Source organism: uncultured Amaricoccus sp., assembly GCF_937891315.1.
Taxonomy (GTDB): domain Bacteria; phylum Pseudomonadota; class Alphaproteobacteria; order Rhodobacterales; family Rhodobacteraceae; genus Amaricoccus.
Genome location: NZ_CALAGI010000035.1, coordinates 1 through 18,127, shown reverse-complemented (window position 1 = coordinate 18,127; position 18,127 = coordinate 1). Strand labels below are relative to the sequence as shown.

General features: G+C 70.6%; 14 protein-coding genes. 12 read left to right on the top strand and 2 right to left on the bottom strand.

What is annotated here, in order from left to right; genetic code table 11:
• Positions 1–27 precede the first annotated feature (27 nt).
• Entirely contained in the window at positions 28–894 is an 867-nt protein-coding gene (gene cysW / locus Q0480_RS02585; RefSeq protein WP_299130363.1) for a sulfate ABC transporter permease subunit CysW, read from the top strand.
• A gap of 19 nt (positions 895–913) precedes the next feature.
• A complete protein-coding gene (cysA, locus tag Q0480_RS02580) occupies positions 914–1,633 on the top strand; it encodes a sulfate ABC transporter ATP-binding protein (protein ID WP_299130313.1) in 720 nt (239 codons plus the stop codon).
• Between the two features lie 31 nt (positions 1,634–1,664).
• On the opposite strand, the gene Q0480_RS02575 is transcribed toward cysA, so the two are convergent.
• A complete protein-coding gene (locus Q0480_RS02575) occupies positions 1,665–2,873 on the bottom strand; it encodes a calcium-binding protein (RefSeq protein WP_299130311.1) in 1,209 nt (402 codons plus the stop codon).
• A 283-nt stretch (positions 2,874–3,156) separates the two neighbouring features.
• Here Q0480_RS02575 and Q0480_RS02570 point away from each other — a divergent pair, with 283 nt between their 5' ends.
• From Q0480_RS02570 to Q0480_RS02535, 8 genes are all read left to right on the top strand, one after another.
• Positions 3,157–3,999 (top strand): calcium-binding protein, encoded by an 843-nt coding sequence (locus Q0480_RS02570; protein WP_299130310.1) that lies wholly within the window; start codon positions 3,157–3,159, stop codon positions 3,997–3,999.
• Between the two features lie 74 nt (positions 4,000–4,073).
• On the top strand, positions 4,074–6,098 hold the full coding sequence (locus Q0480_RS02565; RefSeq protein ID WP_299130308.1) for a hypothetical protein: 2,025 nt from the start codon (positions 4,074–4,076) through the stop codon (positions 6,096–6,098).
• Positions 6,099–6,105: 7 nt separating this feature from the next.
• Positions 6,106–7,344 (top strand): glycosyltransferase family 4 protein, encoded by a 1,239-nt coding sequence (locus Q0480_RS02560; protein WP_299130306.1) that lies wholly within the window; start codon positions 6,106–6,108, stop codon positions 7,342–7,344.
• Positions 7,341–9,569: a hypothetical protein gene (locus Q0480_RS02555; RefSeq protein ID WP_299130305.1), complete on the top strand. Its 2,229-nt coding sequence runs from the start codon at positions 7,341–7,343 to the stop codon at positions 9,567–9,569. Before Q0480_RS02560 ends, Q0480_RS02555 begins: the two co-directional genes overlap by 4 nt.
• Entirely contained in the window at positions 9,566–10,858 is a 1,293-nt protein-coding gene (locus Q0480_RS02550; protein WP_299130304.1) for a glycosyltransferase family 4 protein, read from the top strand. The genes Q0480_RS02555 and Q0480_RS02550 overlap by 4 nt, the downstream gene beginning before the upstream one ends.
• 6 nt (positions 10,859–10,864) lie before the next feature.
• A complete protein-coding gene (locus Q0480_RS02545) occupies positions 10,865–12,592 on the top strand; it encodes a type I secretion system permease/ATPase (protein WP_299130302.1) in 1,728 nt (575 codons plus the stop codon).
• Positions 12,589–13,896 (top strand): HlyD family type I secretion periplasmic adaptor subunit, encoded by a 1,308-nt coding sequence (locus Q0480_RS02540; RefSeq protein WP_299130301.1) that lies wholly within the window; start codon positions 12,589–12,591, stop codon positions 13,894–13,896. The genes Q0480_RS02545 and Q0480_RS02540 overlap by 4 nt, the downstream gene beginning before the upstream one ends.
• A gap of 156 nt (positions 13,897–14,052) precedes the next feature.
• Entirely contained in the window at positions 14,053–14,847 is a 795-nt protein-coding gene (locus Q0480_RS02535; RefSeq protein WP_299130299.1) for a CatB-related O-acetyltransferase, read from the top strand.
• Here the strand turns inward: Q0480_RS02535 and Q0480_RS02530 are convergent.
• On the bottom strand, positions 14,756–15,982 hold the full coding sequence (locus Q0480_RS02530) for a hypothetical protein (RefSeq protein WP_299130298.1): 1,227 nt from the start codon (positions 15,980–15,982) through the stop codon (positions 14,756–14,758). The genes Q0480_RS02535 and Q0480_RS02530 overlap by 92 nt on opposite strands.
• A gap of 89 nt (positions 15,983–16,071) precedes the next feature.
• Here Q0480_RS02530 and Q0480_RS02525 point away from each other — a divergent pair, with 89 nt between their 5' ends.
• Positions 16,072–16,722, top strand: a complete 651-nt coding sequence (locus tag Q0480_RS02525) for a hypothetical protein (RefSeq protein ID WP_299130297.1) — start codon at positions 16,072–16,074, stop codon at positions 16,720–16,722.
• A 45-nt stretch (positions 16,723–16,767) separates the two neighbouring features.
• Positions 16,768–18,000 carry a glycosyltransferase gene (locus Q0480_RS02520; RefSeq protein WP_299130295.1) on the top strand — a complete coding sequence of 411 codons (1,233 nt, stop codon included), beginning with the start codon at positions 16,768–16,770 and terminating at the stop codon, positions 17,998–18,000.
• Positions 18,001–18,127: the final 127 nt, after the last annotated feature.

The following is an 18,127-nucleotide window of genomic DNA, read 5'->3' as shown; positions in this document are numbered from 1 at the left end:
ATGGCCGAAACCTCGACCAACCCCGCCATCGCGCCGCGTCCCGCGCCGACGCGGCGGCGCGCGGTCATTACCGAACCCGGCTGGTTCCGGGTGGCGATGGTGCTGCTTGTCATCGCCATCCTCGGGCTCCTGCTCTTCGCGCCGCTGTTCGAGGTGTTCAAGCAGGCGCTGGCCGAAGGGCTCGGCGCCGCGCTCGCCTCGTTCCAGAACCCCGACGCGCTGCACGCGATCCGGCTGACGCTGATCACCGCCGTCATCGCGGTGCCGCTCAACGCCATCTTCGGCATCGCCGCCGCCTGGGCCATCGCGAAGTTCGACTTTCCCGGCAAGGCCTTCCTGATAACCCTCATCGACCTGCCCTTCTCGGTCTCGCCGGTCGTGGCCGGCCTCTGCCTCGTGCTGCTGTTCGGGGCCAACGGCGCGGTCGGGGCCTGGATGATCGCGCACGGGATGCAGGTGGTCTTCGCCGTGCCGGGCATCGTTCTGGCCACCATGTTCGTCACCTTCCCCTTCGTCGCGCGCGAACTCATTCCGGTGATGCAGGAGCAGGGGCGGGCGGAAGAGGAAGCCGCGCTGACCCTCGGCGCCAGCGGCTGGCGTACGTTCCGGACCGTGACGCTGCCCAATATCCGCTGGGCACTGCTCTATGGCGTGCTGCTCTGCAATGCGCGCGCCATGGGCGAATTCGGCGCGGTGGCCGTGGTGTCGGGCAAGATTCGCGGCCAGACGATTACCATGCCGCTGATGATCGAAATGTCGTACAATGAATATCTCTCGGTCGCGGCCTTCACCATGGCCGCCTTGCTCGCGACGCTCGGCCTTGTGACCCTCGTGCTCAAATCGCTGCTGGAATGGCGCTACGCGGACCAGCTCGCCGCCGCGCATCGCCACTGAACCCGAAAGGAATTCCGCCATGCAGATCGAGATCGAAGAACTGGCCAAGGAATTCGGCCCGACGACCGCGCTCCTGCCGGCCAGCCTGTCGATCCCGTCGGGCGCACTCGTCTCGCTGCTCGGACCGTCGGGTTCGGGCAAGACCACGCTGCTGCGCATCCTCGGCGGGCTCGAGTTCCCGACCTCCGGCCGGGTGCGGTTCGACGGCCAGGATGCCACCGGCATGTCCGTGCAGGAACGCCGCGCCGGCTTCGTCTTTCAGCACTACGCGCTCTTCAAGCATATGACGGTGTTCGAGAATATCGCCTATGGCCTGCGCGCGCGGCCGCGCAGGACCCGCCCGACGGGTCCGGAGATCGAACGGCGGGTGAACAAGCTCCTGAAGATGATCCAGCTGCCCGATATCGGCAGGCGCTATCCGAGCCAGCTTTCCGGCGGCCAGCGACAGCGCGTGGCGCTCGCTCGCGCCCTCGCGATCGAACCCCGGATGCTTCTGCTCGATGAGCCGTTCGGCGCGCTCGACGCCCGGGTCCGGCGCGAACTGCGGGGCGGCCTGCGCGAGATCCACGATCAGACCGGCCTCACCACCATCTTTGTGACCCACGATCAGGAAGAGGCGATGGAACTCGCCGATCTCGTCGTGGTGATGAGCATGGGGCGGATCGAGCAGATCGGCACGCCGCACGAGATCCGCGCTCGTCCGGCGACGAAATTCGTCGCGGAATTCGTGGAAAGCTGAGCGAGCCCGCGCCCGCTCAGCTCTGTTTCAATCAGACGAGGATGCCGAGGCCGGTCTCGAAGAGATCGGTCAGCGCATCCGCGCCCACGCCAAGAAACAGCACGCCATGGCCATTGCCGAGGTCGAGGAACGTGTCGCCCCCGAGATCGGTCATCCGATCCGACAGCGTGTCGACATTGACGAGGCCGATTCCATTGACGTTCTGTGTCACATGGAACCGGTCGCCAGCGCCGAAATCCTCGATCGTGTCGACGCCTGAGGCGCTGCGAAACTCGAAGATGTCCGCGCCGCGGCCGCCGACGAAATAGTCGTCCCCAGCCCCGCCGTTGATCCGGTCGTCGCCCTTGCCGCCGTCGATATAGTCCGACCCGCGGCCGCCGTGGATCCAGTCGTTGCCCGCCTGGCCGAAGATCACATCGTCACCCCGGCCGAAGTCGTCCGTCGCCGCGACGAAATCGTTGCCGGCGCCGAGGAAGATCACGTCGTCGCCTCCGCCGCCGTCGACCCGGTCGTCGCCCGCGCCGGCGACGATCCAGTCGTCGCCGTAGCCGCCGGAAATGACATCACGATCGGCGCCGCCATAGATCGAATCGTTTCCGTTGCCGCCATCGATCGTGTCCGAGCCCGAGCCGCCGCGCAGTTCATCGTTGCCGAGGCCACCGTCGAGGACGTCGGCGCCGCTACCACCGATCAGCGTATCCGCGCCATTGTCGCCCCGCAGCGTGTCGTTGCCCGCGCCGCCGACCAGCAGATCGTCGCCGTCCTGACCGCGAAGCGAATCGTTTCCGGCGCCGCCATAGAGCGAATCGGCTCCGAACGAGCCGTGCAGCGTGTCATTGCCGGCGCCGCCGTGCATCTCGTCGCCGGTCAGCCGCTTCTCCGCGCTCCAGGTCGCGAAATTGGCCGCCGTCGGATCGACCTCGTCCTGGGTCAGCCAGCGCGCGTCGAGCAGGTCGTCGCCAATGCCGCCATACAGCACGTTCGACCCACCGCCGCCATGCAACGTGTCATTGCCCGGTCCACCGAACATCCGGTCGTTACCCGCGCCACCGCTGAGATAGTCATCGCCATCGCCACCGAACAGATCGTCATCGCCATCCTCGCCGAAGACACGATCGTTTCCGGCGTTGGCGAGGATCAGATCGTCCCCCCCGCCACCGCGAATGCTGTCGTCAAACCGTGATCCGAAGAAGAGATCGGCCGCGCCGCCACCCGTCAGCGTCACAGCGCCTCCCCCCATGCCCCTTGTCATCCCATGCACCCCCGTTGTCACATTTCTCGCCGCCGCCTCCGCGGAATCTCCGGGGTGATCCCGCCGGAGGGAAGCAGCAGTCACGCCTTTCGAGCACGGCGACGGTAAGGAATAAGTAAACGATACAATTCTATCTTTTACCATTTGGAGAGAACTTTATTTACGGTTGTATGAATTCATTAGTTATTCGAACATGTGGATTAAGTTTTTCTTTACCCGCGGCGCAGCATTCAGGTCTCCGGCGAGTTTTCGCGTAGCAGGAGGGGAATCCATGGCCACCATTTCAGGCGGCGCTTTCAACGACTTCATTTTCGGAACTTCGGCGGCCGACTTCATCACGGCGGGCGCGGGCAACGACAGCGTGTTCGGCGGCAGCGGCGACGACGTCATCCACGGGGACGCGGGCAACGACACGCTGAATGGCGGAACGGGGAACGACACGATCCATGGCGGGTCGGGCGACGATCTGATGCTGGGGGGCACCGGAGACGACCTGATGTTCGGCGGAACCGGCGACGATACGCTGACCGGCGGCGCTGGCAATGACACGATGCACGGCGGCGACGGCGCGGACCTGCTGGTCGGCGGCGCGGGAGACGACGTGATGAACGGCGGCGCCGGCAATGACGAGCTGCTCGGCGGAACGGGGAACGACACGATCGATGGCGGCGACGGCGACGACTTCCTGTCCGGCGACGCGGGCAACGACGTCCTGCGCGGCGGCGCGGGCGACGATCAACTCGATGGCGGCGATGGAAACGATTTCCTGGTCGGCGGCGCGGGCGACGACCTGCTGAAGGGTGGCGCGGGCGACGACACGCTGGACGGCGGCGCGGGCGACGACGTGATGATCGGCGGCGCGGGCAACGACCTCTTCGTCTTCTCCGGCGGCGGCGACATGGTGATGGATTTCAGCGACGGCGACATGCTGCAGATCACGCGCGCGCTGGATGGCGTGTCGCTCGAGGATGTGGCGGACGTGGCGGACTATGCCATCGACCTCGGCGAGGCCGGAACGCTGATCGACTTCGGCCAGGGAGACAGCGTGATGCTGAACGGCGTCAGCTACGACGATATCGCCGAGGATCCCTCGCGCTTCATCACCCTCGTCTGAACCTGATTTGAGCGCGGGGCCGGCCGCCGCGCCGGCCCTGTTTCCGTTTGGCCCTCCAACCTCACGGCTGTCCCATGAACATGCGCGCAGACCCTTTCCGCCTCGGCTCTTTCGACCGGCCCGCGACGCCGCCGATCCAGGCGTGCCTCGTGCCGATCACCGACACGGTCTGCGCCGTCAGTTTCGACGAACCCGGCCCCGCCCGCGCCGGCGAGCGGCCGCGGCTCGCGGCGTTTCTCGGTGGCGAGCCGCTGACCGGACCGATGATCTCGACCACCCTGCCGCTGCGCGCCGGCGGGCGGCGGCATGTGCTGCTGATCGGCCGCGGCGCCGCGTCGTTCGATGGCCGGCGGCTCGACCTGGCGCTCGGCGCGCGGATCGCGGCGAGCATCGACCCGAACTGGCTGCAGCCGCCCGAGGGGGACGGCGCCGCGCTGATCGAAGGCCTGTCCGAGCTCGGCCACCGACGCCTGCTGCGCATGTTCCTGACCACCGGCGCCTCGATGTTCGGCCTCGGCGAGCAATCGGCCTTCGGCACCGCGGCGAGCGGCTTTTTCGAGATGATGGGCGTGCGCGCCGCCGAATTCGCCAGTCTCTGCCCGCTTGGCGACGGCGGCGTGATCGCGAGCTTCCGCGTGCCCGGCGCGGCGGAGGCGGCGCTGGTCGGCGAACTCATCGCGCTGGCGCCCGACCGGCTGCGGCGCGTCTCCGGCTTCCGCCAGCATGTCGAAGAGGACAAGCGCGGCGCGTTCCTGCATCTCTTCCTCCCCGATGGCACGCCGGACGTGGCGATGGTCGGGCTCGGCGCCACGCCGATCCTGCTGCCGGCGGCTTCCGGATTTCACCGCCCGCGGCCCATCGTGCCCTGGCTCGAACGCGCCTCCGACGGTGCGCGGTCCTGGGCGCTCGATCTCGTGGCGGAGCGCGCGCCCATCGACGCCGGCGCCGCCGTGCTGATGCGCGAGATCCGCCACGGCGGCGAGCAGGCGCCGGCCGCGACGCTGCGCCATCTCTCCGGCACCGACGCCGGTGTGCTGATCGCGCTGGAGGTCTCCGATCCGCACGACCTGCTGGCGGGCGTCCAGATCGAGCGCGGCGGCGACCGGGCGATCCTGCCCTTCACGCGCGATGGCCTGCGCTCCGCGCGGATCGCGGCGCACGCGACCCTGCGCCGGACGCATTGGCTCGAGGATCCGGCGCGGGTCCGGCTGGTATTTCGCTCCGGCCGGTTGACGACGATCCACGAAGGGCCGCTCGGCGCCTATGACGGCGGGTTGCCGGCGGGTTTTCTCCCGGCCGACGCGCCCGCGCTCGCCGCCGCCCGGCTCGGGCGGCGACCGGCGCCGGCCGCGCGGCGGATCGAGGAGATCGGCCCCCTACCCGCCAAGCCGGCCTGCGCGCTCATCTGCGCGGTCGGCGACAATCTCGACCTTGTCCGGGCCCGCGCCGCGATGCTGTTCGCGGAACCGGGGGCGCGGGGCGTCGAACTCGTCTATCAGGTGGCCGATGGCCCATTGGCCGTGGCGGCGCGGGCCGTCATGACCGAGGTCGCGGCCGTCTTTGGCATCGGGCACCGGCTGGTGACGCTGGCCCCCGACGCGACGGCGACCGAGCGGCTGCTCGCGGCGCTCGGCGCGGCGCGGGCCGAGGCCGCGCTGGTGCTCGGCGCGGAGGTGCTGCCGGCGGCGCGCGGCTGGCTCGCGGCGACGCGGCGCGCGCTGGGCTCCGGCGCGGAGCCGCGACTGGCGACCGGGGCGCTGCTCGGCGCCGACGGCGCGGTGATCCGGGCGGGGGCGCGGCGGCTGACCGGCCTGCCGGCGAGCAGCCTGCCGAGCGCGAGCCTGCCGGCCGACGAGATCGGCGCCGACTGCCTCGCGCTGAACCGGGGCGCGATCGAAATGCTGGCCGCCTTTACCGGGTCTTATCCGAATCCCGGGATAGTTCTCGCCGAGACGGCCGCCCGGTTGGGCGCGCTCGGCGCCGCGCCGCGCGCCCATCCGCGGATCCGCTTTGTCCGCTACGGCCAGGCGGCGCCATGCGATCCGCTGGCGTTGGCGGTGGACGAGGCGGCGCTGGCGTCGCGACAAGGCAAACCGTGAGGAGGTCATGAGCAAGATGCGGATTCTTCAGATCGCCCATGACCATCCGGACTGGACGTCCGGCGGTACGGAAATCCTCGCCCATCGCCTGACGCGCGATCTCGACGCCCGCGACGATTTCGGCGCCCGCTTTCTCGCCGCCGCGACCAGCCTGCAGCGGCCCGACGTGGCGCCGGGCGCGCTCGCCGCGCAGGGCGAGGATTTCGTGCTGCGCACCGGGGCCTACGACCGCTTCTCGATGACGCGGCTGGATGGCACGGACTGGGTTGGCTCGCTCGCCCGCGTGCTGGATGCCACCCGGCCGGAAATCGTTCATCTGCACGGGCTCGACCGGATCGGGGCCGAGGTATTGCCCGCGCTGCGCCGCCTCGCGCCACGCGCGCGGATCGTGCTGACCCTGCACGACTATCAGCTGATCTGTCCGAACGACGGGCTGATGCTGACCCCGCGGGACGGCGCGCGCTGCGATCTCGCGGGCGCCGACCGCTGCCACCGCTGCTTCCCCGAGATCAGCGCCGCGCGCCATGCGCTGCGCCGGGCGCATCTCATGGCCCTGCTCGATCTCGTCGATGTGTTTCTCGCGCCGAGCGCCTTTCTGCGCGACCGCTTCGTCGCCTGGGGCCTCGACCCGGCGCGTGTGCGTCTGGTGCCGAACGCGGTGCCCGCGATGCCGCTGGCCGGGACCGCGCCGCGCGCCCGGCCGAACCGCTTCGCCTTCCTCGGCAATATCGCGCGGCACAAGGGCGTGCTCACCCTGCTCGAAGCCGCCGCGCGCCTCACCGGGGACGACCTCCGCGTGACGCTGCACGGCGGGCTCGGCTGGGCCGAGGACAGCTTCCGCGCCGAGTTCGCCACGCATCTTGGCGCCGCGCGGCCGGTGGCGCAGCATCTCGGCGCCTATTCCCGCGCCGAGGTCGCCGAACTGATCCAGCGCGCCGACTGGATCGTCGTGCCCTCGATCTGGTGGGAGAACGCGCCGCTGGTCATTCTGGAGGCGCAGGCGGCGGGGCGGCCGGTCATAACCTCCGGCATCGGCGGCATGGCCGAGCTGGTCGCGGACGGGATCAACGGCCTGCATGTGCGTCCCGGCGACGCCGCGGCGCTGGCCGAGACGATGCGCGAGGTCGCGGACCAGCCCGAACTCTGGGCCCGGCTCGCCAAGGCCGCGCCGAAGCGCGACTACGACGCGTTCGTCGAGGCGCATGTCCGGCTCTATGCCGAGCTTCGCGACCGGGTGCCGGCATGACGCCCCCCGACGGTTCCGACTTCCCGAACGCGCCGGTGGCGACCGAGCCCGGCCAGCTGACCGACACGCTCGCCATCCTGCTGCATGGCGGCAAGGCGCTGCTGCTGTTCGAGGGGCTCGACAGCGCGCCGCCCCGCTCCGGCCGGCTTGGCCATGGCGATCAGGATCAGGCCTGGACGGCGGAATGCTGGCGCATCACGCGCGCCGATGGCGACGAATGGTGCGGCTTCGCCGTGCTCGACAGCCTGCCGCTGGCCGGAGCCCGCGTCCGCGACGACGCGCTCGGCCGCGACTGGCGCCTCGCCACCCCGCCCCGGGTCGATATCGCGCCTGAGCCGCTGGCCGATCTCGTGCGCCGCGGTGGAGTGGACAGCCGCGCGGTCTTCGGTTTTCTCATCCGTCACCTGCTGGCCGGCCATGCCAAGGATTCGGCCGCCGCGAAGGCGTATCAGACCTTCGCCACCGGCTTTTTCACCGCCGCCGCCGAACGCGACGGCTTTATCGAGATCCTCGCGACACCCGACGGCGGTGGCCTTTTCGCACAGGGCTGGTCGATGTCGCTGGCCGCCGGGCCGACCACGCTCGCCAGCGTCGCCCATGACCTCGCGGTGCGCGAGGTGGAGGTGGCGCTCTTCGAGCGCGAGGACATCCTGCCTCCGGGCCACGGCTTCTGCTTCTTCGGCAAGGGCTGGCGCAACGAGTCGCTCGGGGCGGTCGACGCCGTGTTCTTCGAGATGAACGGGCGCCTGCTGCGCCTCGACGTGGTGCATGGCGCCGTGCTGGAGCTGACCGGGGCGCCCGCGACCACCCATGTCGCGCAGATGCTGCCGCGCCTCGTCGCGCCCGAGGCGACGCGGCGCGCCTTCAAGCGCGTGTGCCGCCCCTGCTTCCAGGGGATGGACACGCTCTCCGGCACGCCGTTGCCGATCGCCGCCGCCTTCGACGCGCTGCTGCGCGCGCCGGACGGCGCGCTGCTGGCGCTCGGCTGGATGCTCGACCCGCTGCGCCGGGTGGAGCGGGTGCTGATCAAGAGCACCGCCAATCTCTACGCGCCGATCCATGCGAGCTGGTGCGCGCTGCCGCGGCTGGACCTGCATCAGGGTTTCGGCGCCGATCCGCGTTTCGCCGACCTGCTCGACGAGCACGACTTCCTGCATGGGTTCATCGTCCATGCTCCGGCGACACCGGCCGAGACCGACGGCGCCCAGCTCTATCTCGAGATCGTGCTCGACGATGACAGCTGCCTGTTCCGGCCGCTGACCGCGACGCCGTTCGACAGCGCCGAGCGGCTGCCGCAAATCCTCGGCATCCTGTCACCGCGCGATCCCGAGCTCGATCGCGTGGTCGAGGAACATCTGGCCCCCTTCCTCGCCAGCGTACGCCCGGCCGCGCGCGGCCCGCGCCGCGCCGGCGCTACCCGGCCGATCGCGCTCGGGACACAGGGCCCGGCGCGCGCCGTCGCCGCCGTCGTGCCGTTCCGCACCTATGCCGAGCTGCAACCGATCCTCGGGCTGCTGGCCGGAACACCGGAGGCCGACGCGCTCGATCTCGTGCTCGTCACCTCGCGCTCGGTCGCGACCGAGACGCTGGGCAAGCTGACCGAGGCCTTCGACTTCTACGGCCTGACCGGCGGGCTCGTCTTCGCCTCGGAGCATGAGACCACCGCCGGCCGCCTCGATCTCGGCGCCGCGGCGACGCGGAGTGCGACGATCCTGTGCCTGACGCCGGCCGCCCTGCCGAAATCCGCCGGCTGGCTCGCCGACCTCATGGCCGAGGCGCGCGACCTGCCGGGCGGCGGGCTGCTGTCGCCGGCGATGACCTACGAGGACGGCTCGATCTATTTCGGCGGCGAGAGCGCCGATCCGCTGACCGTGCATGGCGCCTGCGCCCGTTCCGGCTATGGCGCGAGCTGGCTGCGCCGCGGCGCCCCGCGCGAGGTGGCGGCGGGGGCGCCGGAGGTGGCGCTGATCGGCCGCGCCGCGCTGGAGGCGGCGGGCGGCTTTTCCGGCCATCTGTTCAGCGACGCCTATACCCATGTCGATCTCGCGGCGCGCCTGCGCCGGGCCGGCCACGCCAGCTACTGCTCGGGCGCCGTCGAGTTCTGGATGCTCGACGACAGCCACGCCGCCCAGCCTTCGCCCTTCGCCCGCCTGATGCGCAAGGTGGACGCCGCCCTTCTCGACCAGGTGGTCACGACCGCGCAGACCGGAGAGCCGACCGCATGAAAGCCCTGATCCTCAGCCACGCGCACCCGACCTTTTCGATCGGGGGCGCGCAGGTCGCGTCCTACAACCTGTTCCAGGGCCTGAAGGAACAGGAAGGCTGGGACGCGCACTATCTCGCCGGCGTCGGCCCGCCCGTCGCGCGCCACCGCGCCACGCCGCTGATGTCGCTGGGCCAGGGGCCGGACGAGACGCTGTTCTGGTCGAACGACTACGACTGGTTTCATCTCGGCACCAACGATCTCGACGGGCTGATGAAGCATTTCGAGCGGTTCCTCAGCGACTACCGCCCCGACGTGATCAATTTCCACCATGTGATGGGCTTCGGCATCCAGGCGATCCGCGCCGCGCGCCGCGCGCTCGGCGATGTGCCGATCGTCTATACCCTGCACGAATATCTGCCGATCTGCGCCCATCATGGCCAGATGATCAAGGCCAAGACCGGGGCGCTCTGCTCCAAGGCATCGCCCTCGGAATGCGGCGTCTGCTTTCCCGAGATCGGGCCGGCGAACCTGATGCGCCGCGAATTGTTCATCAAGAGCTTCTTCGCCGAGGTGGACGCCTTCGTCTCTCCGTCGCGTTTCCTGCTCGGCCGCTTCGCCGACTGGGGCCTGCCGCGCGAGAAGCTGGTGATGATCGAGAACGGCCTCGAGGAAGCTCCCGCGACCCCGCCGCGCCGCGTCGCGCCGGGCGGGCGCCGCGACCGCTTCGCCTTCTTCGGTCAGTTGAACCCGTTCAAGGGCGTGCGCGTGCTGATCGACGCGGTGACGCGGGTGCCGGCCGACATCTGGGGCGACGCCGTGCTCTATGTCCACGGCGGCAATCTCGAACACCAGCCGGAGGAGTTCCAGACCAGCGTGAAGGAGCTGTTCCGCCTCGCCGGCCGCCGCGTGCGCTTCATGGGCTCCTACAAGAGCCCCGAACTGCCGAACCTGATGCGCGAGGTCGATTGGGTGATCGTGCCCTCGACCTGGTGGGAGAACGCGCCGGTGGTGATCCAGGAATCCTTCCACCACGGCCGGCCGATCATCGCCAGCGACATCGGCGGCATGGCCGAGAAGGTGCGCGACGGCATCGACGGGCTGCATTTCCACGTCGGCAACGCCGAGAGCCTCGCCGAGCAGATCGGCCGCGCCATCCGCGAGCCGGCGCTCTGGGATCGTCTCCACGGCGGGATCCGGCCGCCGACCAGCGCCGACCAGTCGGCAAAGCTGCATGCGCGCCTGTTCGAGCGTCTGCTGGAACGGCGCGGACAATCGGCGGCGGCGGATCGCCGCGCCAGCAACGGGTGAGCGGGAATGCCGAGATACACCACGACCCCGGCCTATCGCCACGCGCTGCGCGACATCCGGCGCGGCACCGCCGCCGCCGCCATGATCGGGCTTTTCGTCAATCTGCTGCATCTCGCCATGCCGCTCTTCACGATCCAGATCTATGACCGGGTGATCGCCAGCGGCAGCTACGAGACGCTGGTGGCGCTCGCCGGCCTCGTCGTGGTGGTCCTCGGCTTTCAGGCGGTGCTCGACTATCTGCGCCACCGGATCTTCGCGATCCTCGGCGCCCAGGTCGCGGGGCGACTGGGGCGCGACGTGTTCGAAGCCTCGGTCGAGACAACGCTCCGCGACGGCGCCGCCGCCGCCGCCGGCTCGATACGCGATCTCGGCGATCTGCGCAGCTTCATCGCCAGCGGCGCCATCGCGCTGCCGATGGATCTCGCAATGGCGCCGCTGTTTCTCTTCGTGCTCTGGCTCCTGCATCCGGTCTACGGCCTCGTCGGCCTGACCGCGGCGCTGATCCTGAGCAGCATCGCGATCGCGACCGAGGTGCTGGCCCGCCGGCCGACCGCGCGGGCGACGCTCGCCGCCGGCAATGTGCATATCGAGACGGCGGCGGCGATCCGCAACGCCGAGGTGATCACCGCGATGGGCATGCTGCCCGCCGTGGCACGCCGCTGGCGCCGCTCGCAGGCCGAGGCGCTCGACAGCGTCGAGCGGCGCCGCGCGGTGGCGAAGGCCCTCGCCTCCGCCGCGAAGGCGCTGCGCGTCGGGCTGCAGGTCGCGGTGCTCTCCACCGGCGCCGCCCTCGTCATCCAGCGCGAGGTCTCGGGCGGCACGATCATCGCCGCATCGGTGCTGATGGCGCGCCTGCTGCTGCCCTTCGAGCAGATGATCGAGGGCTGGCGGCAGTGGGTCGATGCGATGGGCGCCGGCGAACGGCTGCGCGAAGTGCTGAACCGGGGCGCCACGCGACGCTCCAGGTCGCCGATCCGGGTGGCGCGGGGGCGGCTGACCGCCGACCGCGTCGGCTATGTGCCGCCGGGCCAGGACACGCCATTGATCCGAAATGTCTCGTTCCAGATCGAGGCTGGCGAGCTGCTCGGCATCGTCGGACCTTCCGGCGCCGGCAAATCGACGCTGGCGCGGCTGGTCGTCGGCCTCTGGGCGCCGACCGCCGGCGGCATCTATCTCGACGGTCAGAGCACCTATACCCACGAGCGCGGCAGCTTCGGCGAGGCGGTCGGCTACCTGCCGCAGGATCCGTTGCTGCTCGACGGCACCGTGCGGGACAATATCTCGCGCTTCCGCGACGGCGACATGACCGAGGTGGTGGCGGCCGCCCGGCTCGCCGGCGTGCACGAGCTGATCGGCACCCTGCCCCAGGGCTACGAGACGCGGCTGGCCGACGCCGGCTCGCGGCTGAGCGGCGGTCAGCGCCAGCGCATCGCACTCGCCCGCGCGGTCTTCGGCGAACCGAAGCTGCTGGTGCTCGACGAGCCGAACTCCAATCTCGACGCCGAGGGCGAGGCGGCGCTGGTCGAGGCGATCGAGATCGCCCGCCGCCGCGGCACCACCGTCCTCGTCATCGCCCAGCGCATGTCGATCCTGAAACGCGCCGACAAGCTCATGGTGATGAAGGACGGCACGGTGGCGCAGTTCGGCGACCGGGTCGAGGTGCTGGCCGCGCTCGGACCCCGGCGCGCCGGCCAGGGCATCACCCCCATTCCATCGCGCGAGGGGGTGAAATGACCACGCTGGCCGAACTGATCGACGCCGACGACACGCCGAGCTTTCGCCCGGCGTTCCTGACCGCGCTGGTGACAATCGTCTGCCTGACCGCCGCCGCGCTCGGCTGGGGCATGTTTGCCCGGCTCGACAGCGCCGTCGTCTCGCACGGCGTCCTGCTGGCCGAGAGCGAGCGCAAGACGGTCGAGCATCTCGAAGGCGGCATCCTCGAGCGCCTGCTCGTCAAGCCCGGAGATCGCGTCCGCCAGGGCGAGATCGTCGCCACGCTCGACGCGACCCAGATCCGCGAGCAGCTGGCGCAGTTCGAGGCGGACCGGATCGCGCTGACCTTCGATATCTGGCGCCTCGAAGCCGAGCAGTCCGGCGCGCCACGCCTCGATCCCGCGACCGCGCCCGAAATGCCCGGAGCCGACGAGCGCGTCGCGGCGCAGCAACGCCGCTTCGACGCCCGCCAGCGCGCCCATATCGGCCAGGTCGCCTCGCTCCGCCGCCAGATCGATCAACTGACCGCGCAGATCTCCGCGAACGAGGCCCAGGCCAGCGCCGCCCAGCGCCAGATCGCGCTCTGGACCGAGGAGCGCGTCTCGACGAGCGCGCTCGTCGCGAAGGGCGCGAGTCCGAAACAGCGGCTGCTGGAGCTCGACCGCACCATCGCCACCCTCGAAGGCGACCGCGACGAGGCCCGCGGCCTCGCCGAGGCGGAGCGCGAGGACATCGCCCGCGCCAACGCCGATATCGAAACGCTCGACCAGCAGCGGCTGGCCGACCTCGGCGAGCAGATCTCGGAATCGCGGCGCATGGTCGAGGGCCTCGCGAGCCGGGTCCGCGCCGCCGAGGATGTGCTGGAGCGGCACAATCTGCGCGCGCCACAGGACGGCGTCGTCGTCGATATCCGCCTCAAGACGCCGGGCGCCGTGCTGGCCTCGGGCGCGCCGCTGATGGACATCATCCCCGACGGCGATCGTCTGGTCGTCCAGACTCGGGTCTCGCCCGACACGATCGACACGGTGCATGTCGGCCGCCCGGCCAAGATCCGGCTGACCGCCTTTCCCCGCGCCCAGGCGCCGGTCGCGCTCGGCGAAGTCACCTACGTCTCGGCCGACATGCTGCAGGACGAGCGCGACGGTACCGCCTATTTCGACGCCCGCGTCGCCATAGACCCGGTCAGCCTCGAGGAGCTGCCCGGGGTGCATATCACCGCCGGCATGCCGGTCGAGGTCGCGATCCAGACCGGCGAGCGCCGGGCCGGCGAATATATCCTCTCGCCCCTCCTCCGTCGCATGAGCCATGCGCTGCACGAAGAATAGGCGGAAAACCCGGCCATTCACCATCCGTCAACGACCAGCGCGCTAGCGTGGCGGCCCACTGCGAGACCGCGCCGCGAGCCCGCCACAGGCTCGCGGCGCGCGTCCAAACCGAGAGACGCGCGCGATGTCGCGCGCCCGACAGCGAGGAGACCGGCGATGCCCATCCACTTCACCCTGAACCGGACGGACTACGAGGCGTTCGAGCAGCGCGGCGTCAAGCTCTACGGCCTGCGCAATACCCGTACGCTGGCCAAGGGCTCGCGGATCGAGACACCGACCTCGATCCTCTCCACCGTCACCTCCGGCGCCTTCCTCGACATCGGCGCCTTCTGCAATCTCTCGGGCGGCACCATCAACAACGTGCGCTTCGGCCGCTACTGCTCGGTGGCGAGCGGCGTGGTCATCGGCGCGCACGAGCATCCGACCGACTGGCTCACCACCTCGCGCACCGCCTATTATCCGCAGGTGAACGGCTGGGACGACCTGATCGCCGGACCCGCCGCGCCCTCCGTGCACAACCGCAAGCGCCCCTTCGCCGCCAGCTGCCCGGTCACCACGATCGGCGCCGACGTCTGGATCGGCCAGGGCGCCTTCATCAAGTCCGGCGTCACCATCGGCGCCGGCGCGATCATCGGCGCCCGCGCCCTCGTCATCCGCGACGTGGCGCCCTATTCGATCGTGGTCGGAACACCCGGCAAGGTCGTCCGCCTGCGCTTCCCCGAGCCGGTGGTCGAGCGGCTGCTCGCCGTCGCCTGGTGGAACTACTCGATCTACGACCTGTTCGACGCGCCGATGGACGATGTGGAGCGCTCGCTCGACGTCATCGAGGCGCTGATCGAGAGCGGCGCGGCCCAGCCCTTCAAGGCACAGGAAATCCGGCCGGAGGATCTGGCGGCGCCGCGGACGGTGCTGGCGAGCCTGCCGGCGATCGGTCTGCCGCGGGCCAGCTGACGCGCATCCGGATCAGATCGCGGTCGGGTCCGGCCGCGCAATCCTTTCCCAGCGTCATCCGCGTGACATAGAGCCAGAAATCGTCGCCCACGCTGTCGAATCCGGGCGACGCGGCGTCGAGCAGCGCGGGATAGGCATAGGCCGCCTCCGCCGCGCAGTCGCGCCGCCAGAGGAGCGGCGCCGCCCAGAGCAGTTCCGGCGCGCTCCAATGCACAAGGTCGGGCGAGGTCATCGCATAGATCCCGCTCACCCCGTCCCGCGTCGCCGGCGTCACGGCGAGATAGCCGCCCGTGCCCGTGCCCGTGCCCGTGCCCGCGGCCGTGCCCGCGGCCGTGCGCACGACCGACGAGATCGTCGAGCCCACCCCCGGCAATGGCGCGCAGACATGGCGCGAAGGGTCGATGATATCCTCGCGGTAGGGATCGGCGAAGCGGACGCCGAACCCCACGCCGTCCCAGGCCCGCCAGTCCGACGCCCCGCCCTCCAGCGGCCGGCGCAGCAGGCAGGCCCCGCGCGCCTGCGCCCGGTAGGCCTCGGCGAAGACGAAGACATAGAGATGGTCGCCGTCGCGCAGGATGTTGCTCGGGTTGAAATATCCCGTCCGCCGCCCGGCCAGCCCGTCGTAGCGATAGGGCAGCGCCGCGACCAGCCCGGCCGGCGCGAAGCTCCCACCGCCGTCCTCCGACACCGCCGCCACCACCGCGTTGCGCCAGCAGTCGAGATAGACCGCCGCCGGACAGCGGCCGGGATGCTTGTCGCCGTGATATTCGGCATGGACCAGTGCCTCGACCCGGCGCCCGTCCGGCGTGAACAGCCCGGCGATCCAGGACCGGTCGTCATGGGCGCCGGGATCGGCCGAGCGCGCGCCCTCGAACACCACCGCGCAATCGTGCCTCAGATGGTCGAGATCCGCCCCCGCCGCGATCCGGTTGCGCTCGGCGCCCGCGATCAGGCGCACGCTTCCGTCCGCGTCGCGCCAGGCGCGCGCCGGCCCGTCCGGGATGTCCCAGGTCGCACAGCGCTGGCTCGCCCAGTCGAACACCGTCTCCGGCGCGCCGACGACGCGCGGCCCGGCGCCGGCGGCCGTGCCGACGCTCATCAGCAGGGCGGTCAGGATCAGCGCGAAACGCTTCAAATCGGCGAGGCTCCCGGCGCGGCGATTGGCATCTCGTTAAACATCGGGCGTTACGCAATGGCTAACCGACCGCAGCCAAGAGGAAGCCCATGCCAGACGAAACCGCCAGGAGCGCGCCAGCGCCGACCGAGGTACCGCTCGCCGAAATCGGCCCCCGGGTCTATGGCGTCTTCGATCTCACGCGTCCCGACCGCGTCGCCGGCTGGGCGATCGACCGCGCGAGCAGCGCCGCCGCCGTCGAGGTCGAGATCCATCGCGAGGGCAAGCTCGTCGCCACGGTCCGCGCCGACCGCCACCGCGCCGATCTCGAGAAGGGCGGCATCGGCACGGGCGACTACGGCTTCGGCGCGACCATCTCCCCGCCGGTGGAGCCCGGCTTCGAATTCACCGTCACCGCCATCGCCCGCGCCGCCGACGGCACGCCGGGCGAGTTGAAGCGCGGCGGCTCGAAGGGCGCGGCGGTGGCCCCCGAGCAGCGGGTGGTCGAACGGGTCTATGAAGAGGTGCTTCGTCTCCGCCATTCCCAGCCCGCGGCGCGTGAGCCGGGCAACGACGTGGACCGCCTGGCCGATCTGGTGAACCGGGTCGAGATGGTGCAGATCCGCCTCGAAGCCGCGCTCGCCGGGGCGCGACGTCCCGAGGGCCGCGCCTCGGACGGTGGATTGCGGCTGATCCTGACCGGCACCGCGGCGATCGCGCTTGGCTCGCTCGGACTCGGTCTCTATTCCCTGTTCGCCTGAACTGACTGCGGACCCGGGCCGCGGGCCCGGAGCGGAGGGCGACCGATGCGGATCCTGTTCATCCACGACAATTTCCCGGCGCAGTTCGGCGGCATCGGCTTCTGGCTGCGCGCCAAGGGCTGGGACGTGACCTTCGCCACCGCCGCCGAGGTCGCCGAGTCCCCGGGCCTCCGGCTCATCCGCTACAAGCCGCACCGCGCCGGCTCGCGCGAGACCCATCCTTACGCGCAAGCGATGGACCGCGCCGCGATCAATGGCCAGGGCTTCGTGCGCGCGGCGCTGGCGGCGCGCGATCAGGGCTACCGGCCCGACGTCGTCGTCGCCCATTCCGGCTGGGGCCCCGGCATGTTCGCCCGCGATGTGTTCCCCGACGCCGCCTATGTCGCCTATGTCGAGTGGTGGTACTCCTATCCCGGCGCCGACGTCACCTGTCTCGCGCGGCTCGAAGGCCGCGATTTCGTCGGCTCCGTCGAGGCGCCGATGTACGAACGGGCGCGCAACGCGCCGATTGCCATGGACATCGCCGCCGCCGACGCCGTGCTCTGCCCGACCGAGTTCCAGGCGGCGCAATTCCCCCCGCTGCTGCGCCCGGCGCTGACCGTGCAGCATGACGGGATCGACGCCGATTTCTACGCGCCCGACCTCGACGCATCCGACGCGGGCGACCGCCGCTCGACGCTCGACGGGCTGGTGGCGGAGGACGCGCGCGTCGTCACCTACGCGACCCGCGGGATGGAGCCGCACCGGGGCTTTCCCCAGTTCATGGCCGCCCTGCCCGCGATCCTCGCCGCCGATCCGAAGGCGGTGGCGGTGATCGCCGGCGAGAACCGCGTCGCCTATGGCGGAAGCTCCCTGCGCGGCACCGACTGGAAGGCGAAGGCCCTGGCCGAGCTGCCCATCAATCCCGCGCGCGTGCATTTCGTCGGCCGCCTCTCACGCGTCCACTATCGGCGCCTGCTGCGCCGCTCGGACGCGCATGTCTATCTCACGGTGCCCTTCGTGCTCTCCTGGTCGATGCTGGAGGCGATGAGCGTGGGGTGCGCCCTCGTCCTCTCCGACACCGCCCCCGTCCGGGAATTCGCCGATCGGGCTTCGGCCCGCTTCGCCGATCTCGCCGATCCCGCGACCATCGCCAGCGCCGTGCTCGACCTGCTGACCAATCCGGCCGACGCCGAAGCCCTTCGCGAACAGGCCCGCGCCACCATCCTTGATCGCCTGACCATCCGCGACCTCTACCCCCGCAAGGCCGCCCTGTTCCAATCCCTCGCCGCGCGCTGACACCCTCGCCGCCCCTTCGCTGACCCGGGGCTCATACGGCTTCCCCCTGATCGCTTCGGATCGAGATGTTTTCGCGGACCGCTCTTGGGGGGCGCCAGTGGCGCGCCCGCGGTCCGCGCGCCCGGAG

Excerpts from the sequence above, each read along its gene's own strand:
- Q0480_RS02525 (WP_299130297.1), top strand. The coding sequence starts at position 16,072 with ATGCCAGACGAAACCGCCAGGAGCGCGCCAGCGCCGACCGAGGTACCG.
- Q0480_RS02565 (WP_299130308.1), top strand. The coding sequence starts at position 4,074 with ATGAACATGCGCGCAGACCCTTTCCGCCTCGGCTCTTTCGACCGGCCC.
- Q0480_RS02550 (WP_299130304.1), top strand. The coding sequence starts at position 9,566 with ATGAAAGCCCTGATCCTCAGCCACGCGCACCCGACCTTTTCGATCGGG.
- Q0480_RS02575 (WP_299130311.1), bottom strand. The coding sequence starts at position 2,873 with ATGGGGGGAGGCGCTGTGACGCTGACGGGTGGCGGCGCGGCCGATCTC.
- Q0480_RS02520 (WP_299130295.1), top strand. The coding sequence starts at position 16,768 with ATGCGGATCCTGTTCATCCACGACAATTTCCCGGCGCAGTTCGGCGGC.
- Q0480_RS02545 (WP_299130302.1), top strand. The coding sequence starts at position 10,865 with ATGCCGAGATACACCACGACCCCGGCCTATCGCCACGCGCTGCGCGAC.
- Q0480_RS02535 (WP_299130299.1), top strand. The coding sequence starts at position 14,053 with ATGCCCATCCACTTCACCCTGAACCGGACGGACTACGAGGCGTTCGAG.
- Q0480_RS02560 (WP_299130306.1), top strand. The coding sequence starts at position 6,106 with ATGAGCAAGATGCGGATTCTTCAGATCGCCCATGACCATCCGGACTGG.
- Q0480_RS02540 (WP_299130301.1), top strand. The coding sequence starts at position 12,589 with ATGACCACGCTGGCCGAACTGATCGACGCCGACGACACGCCGAGCTTT.
- Q0480_RS02570 (WP_299130310.1), top strand. The coding sequence starts at position 3,157 with ATGGCCACCATTTCAGGCGGCGCTTTCAACGACTTCATTTTCGGAACT.
- Q0480_RS02555 (WP_299130305.1), top strand. The coding sequence starts at position 7,341 with ATGACGCCCCCCGACGGTTCCGACTTCCCGAACGCGCCGGTGGCGACC.
- cysA (WP_299130313.1), top strand. The coding sequence starts at position 914 with ATGCAGATCGAGATCGAAGAACTGGCCAAGGAATTCGGCCCGACGACC.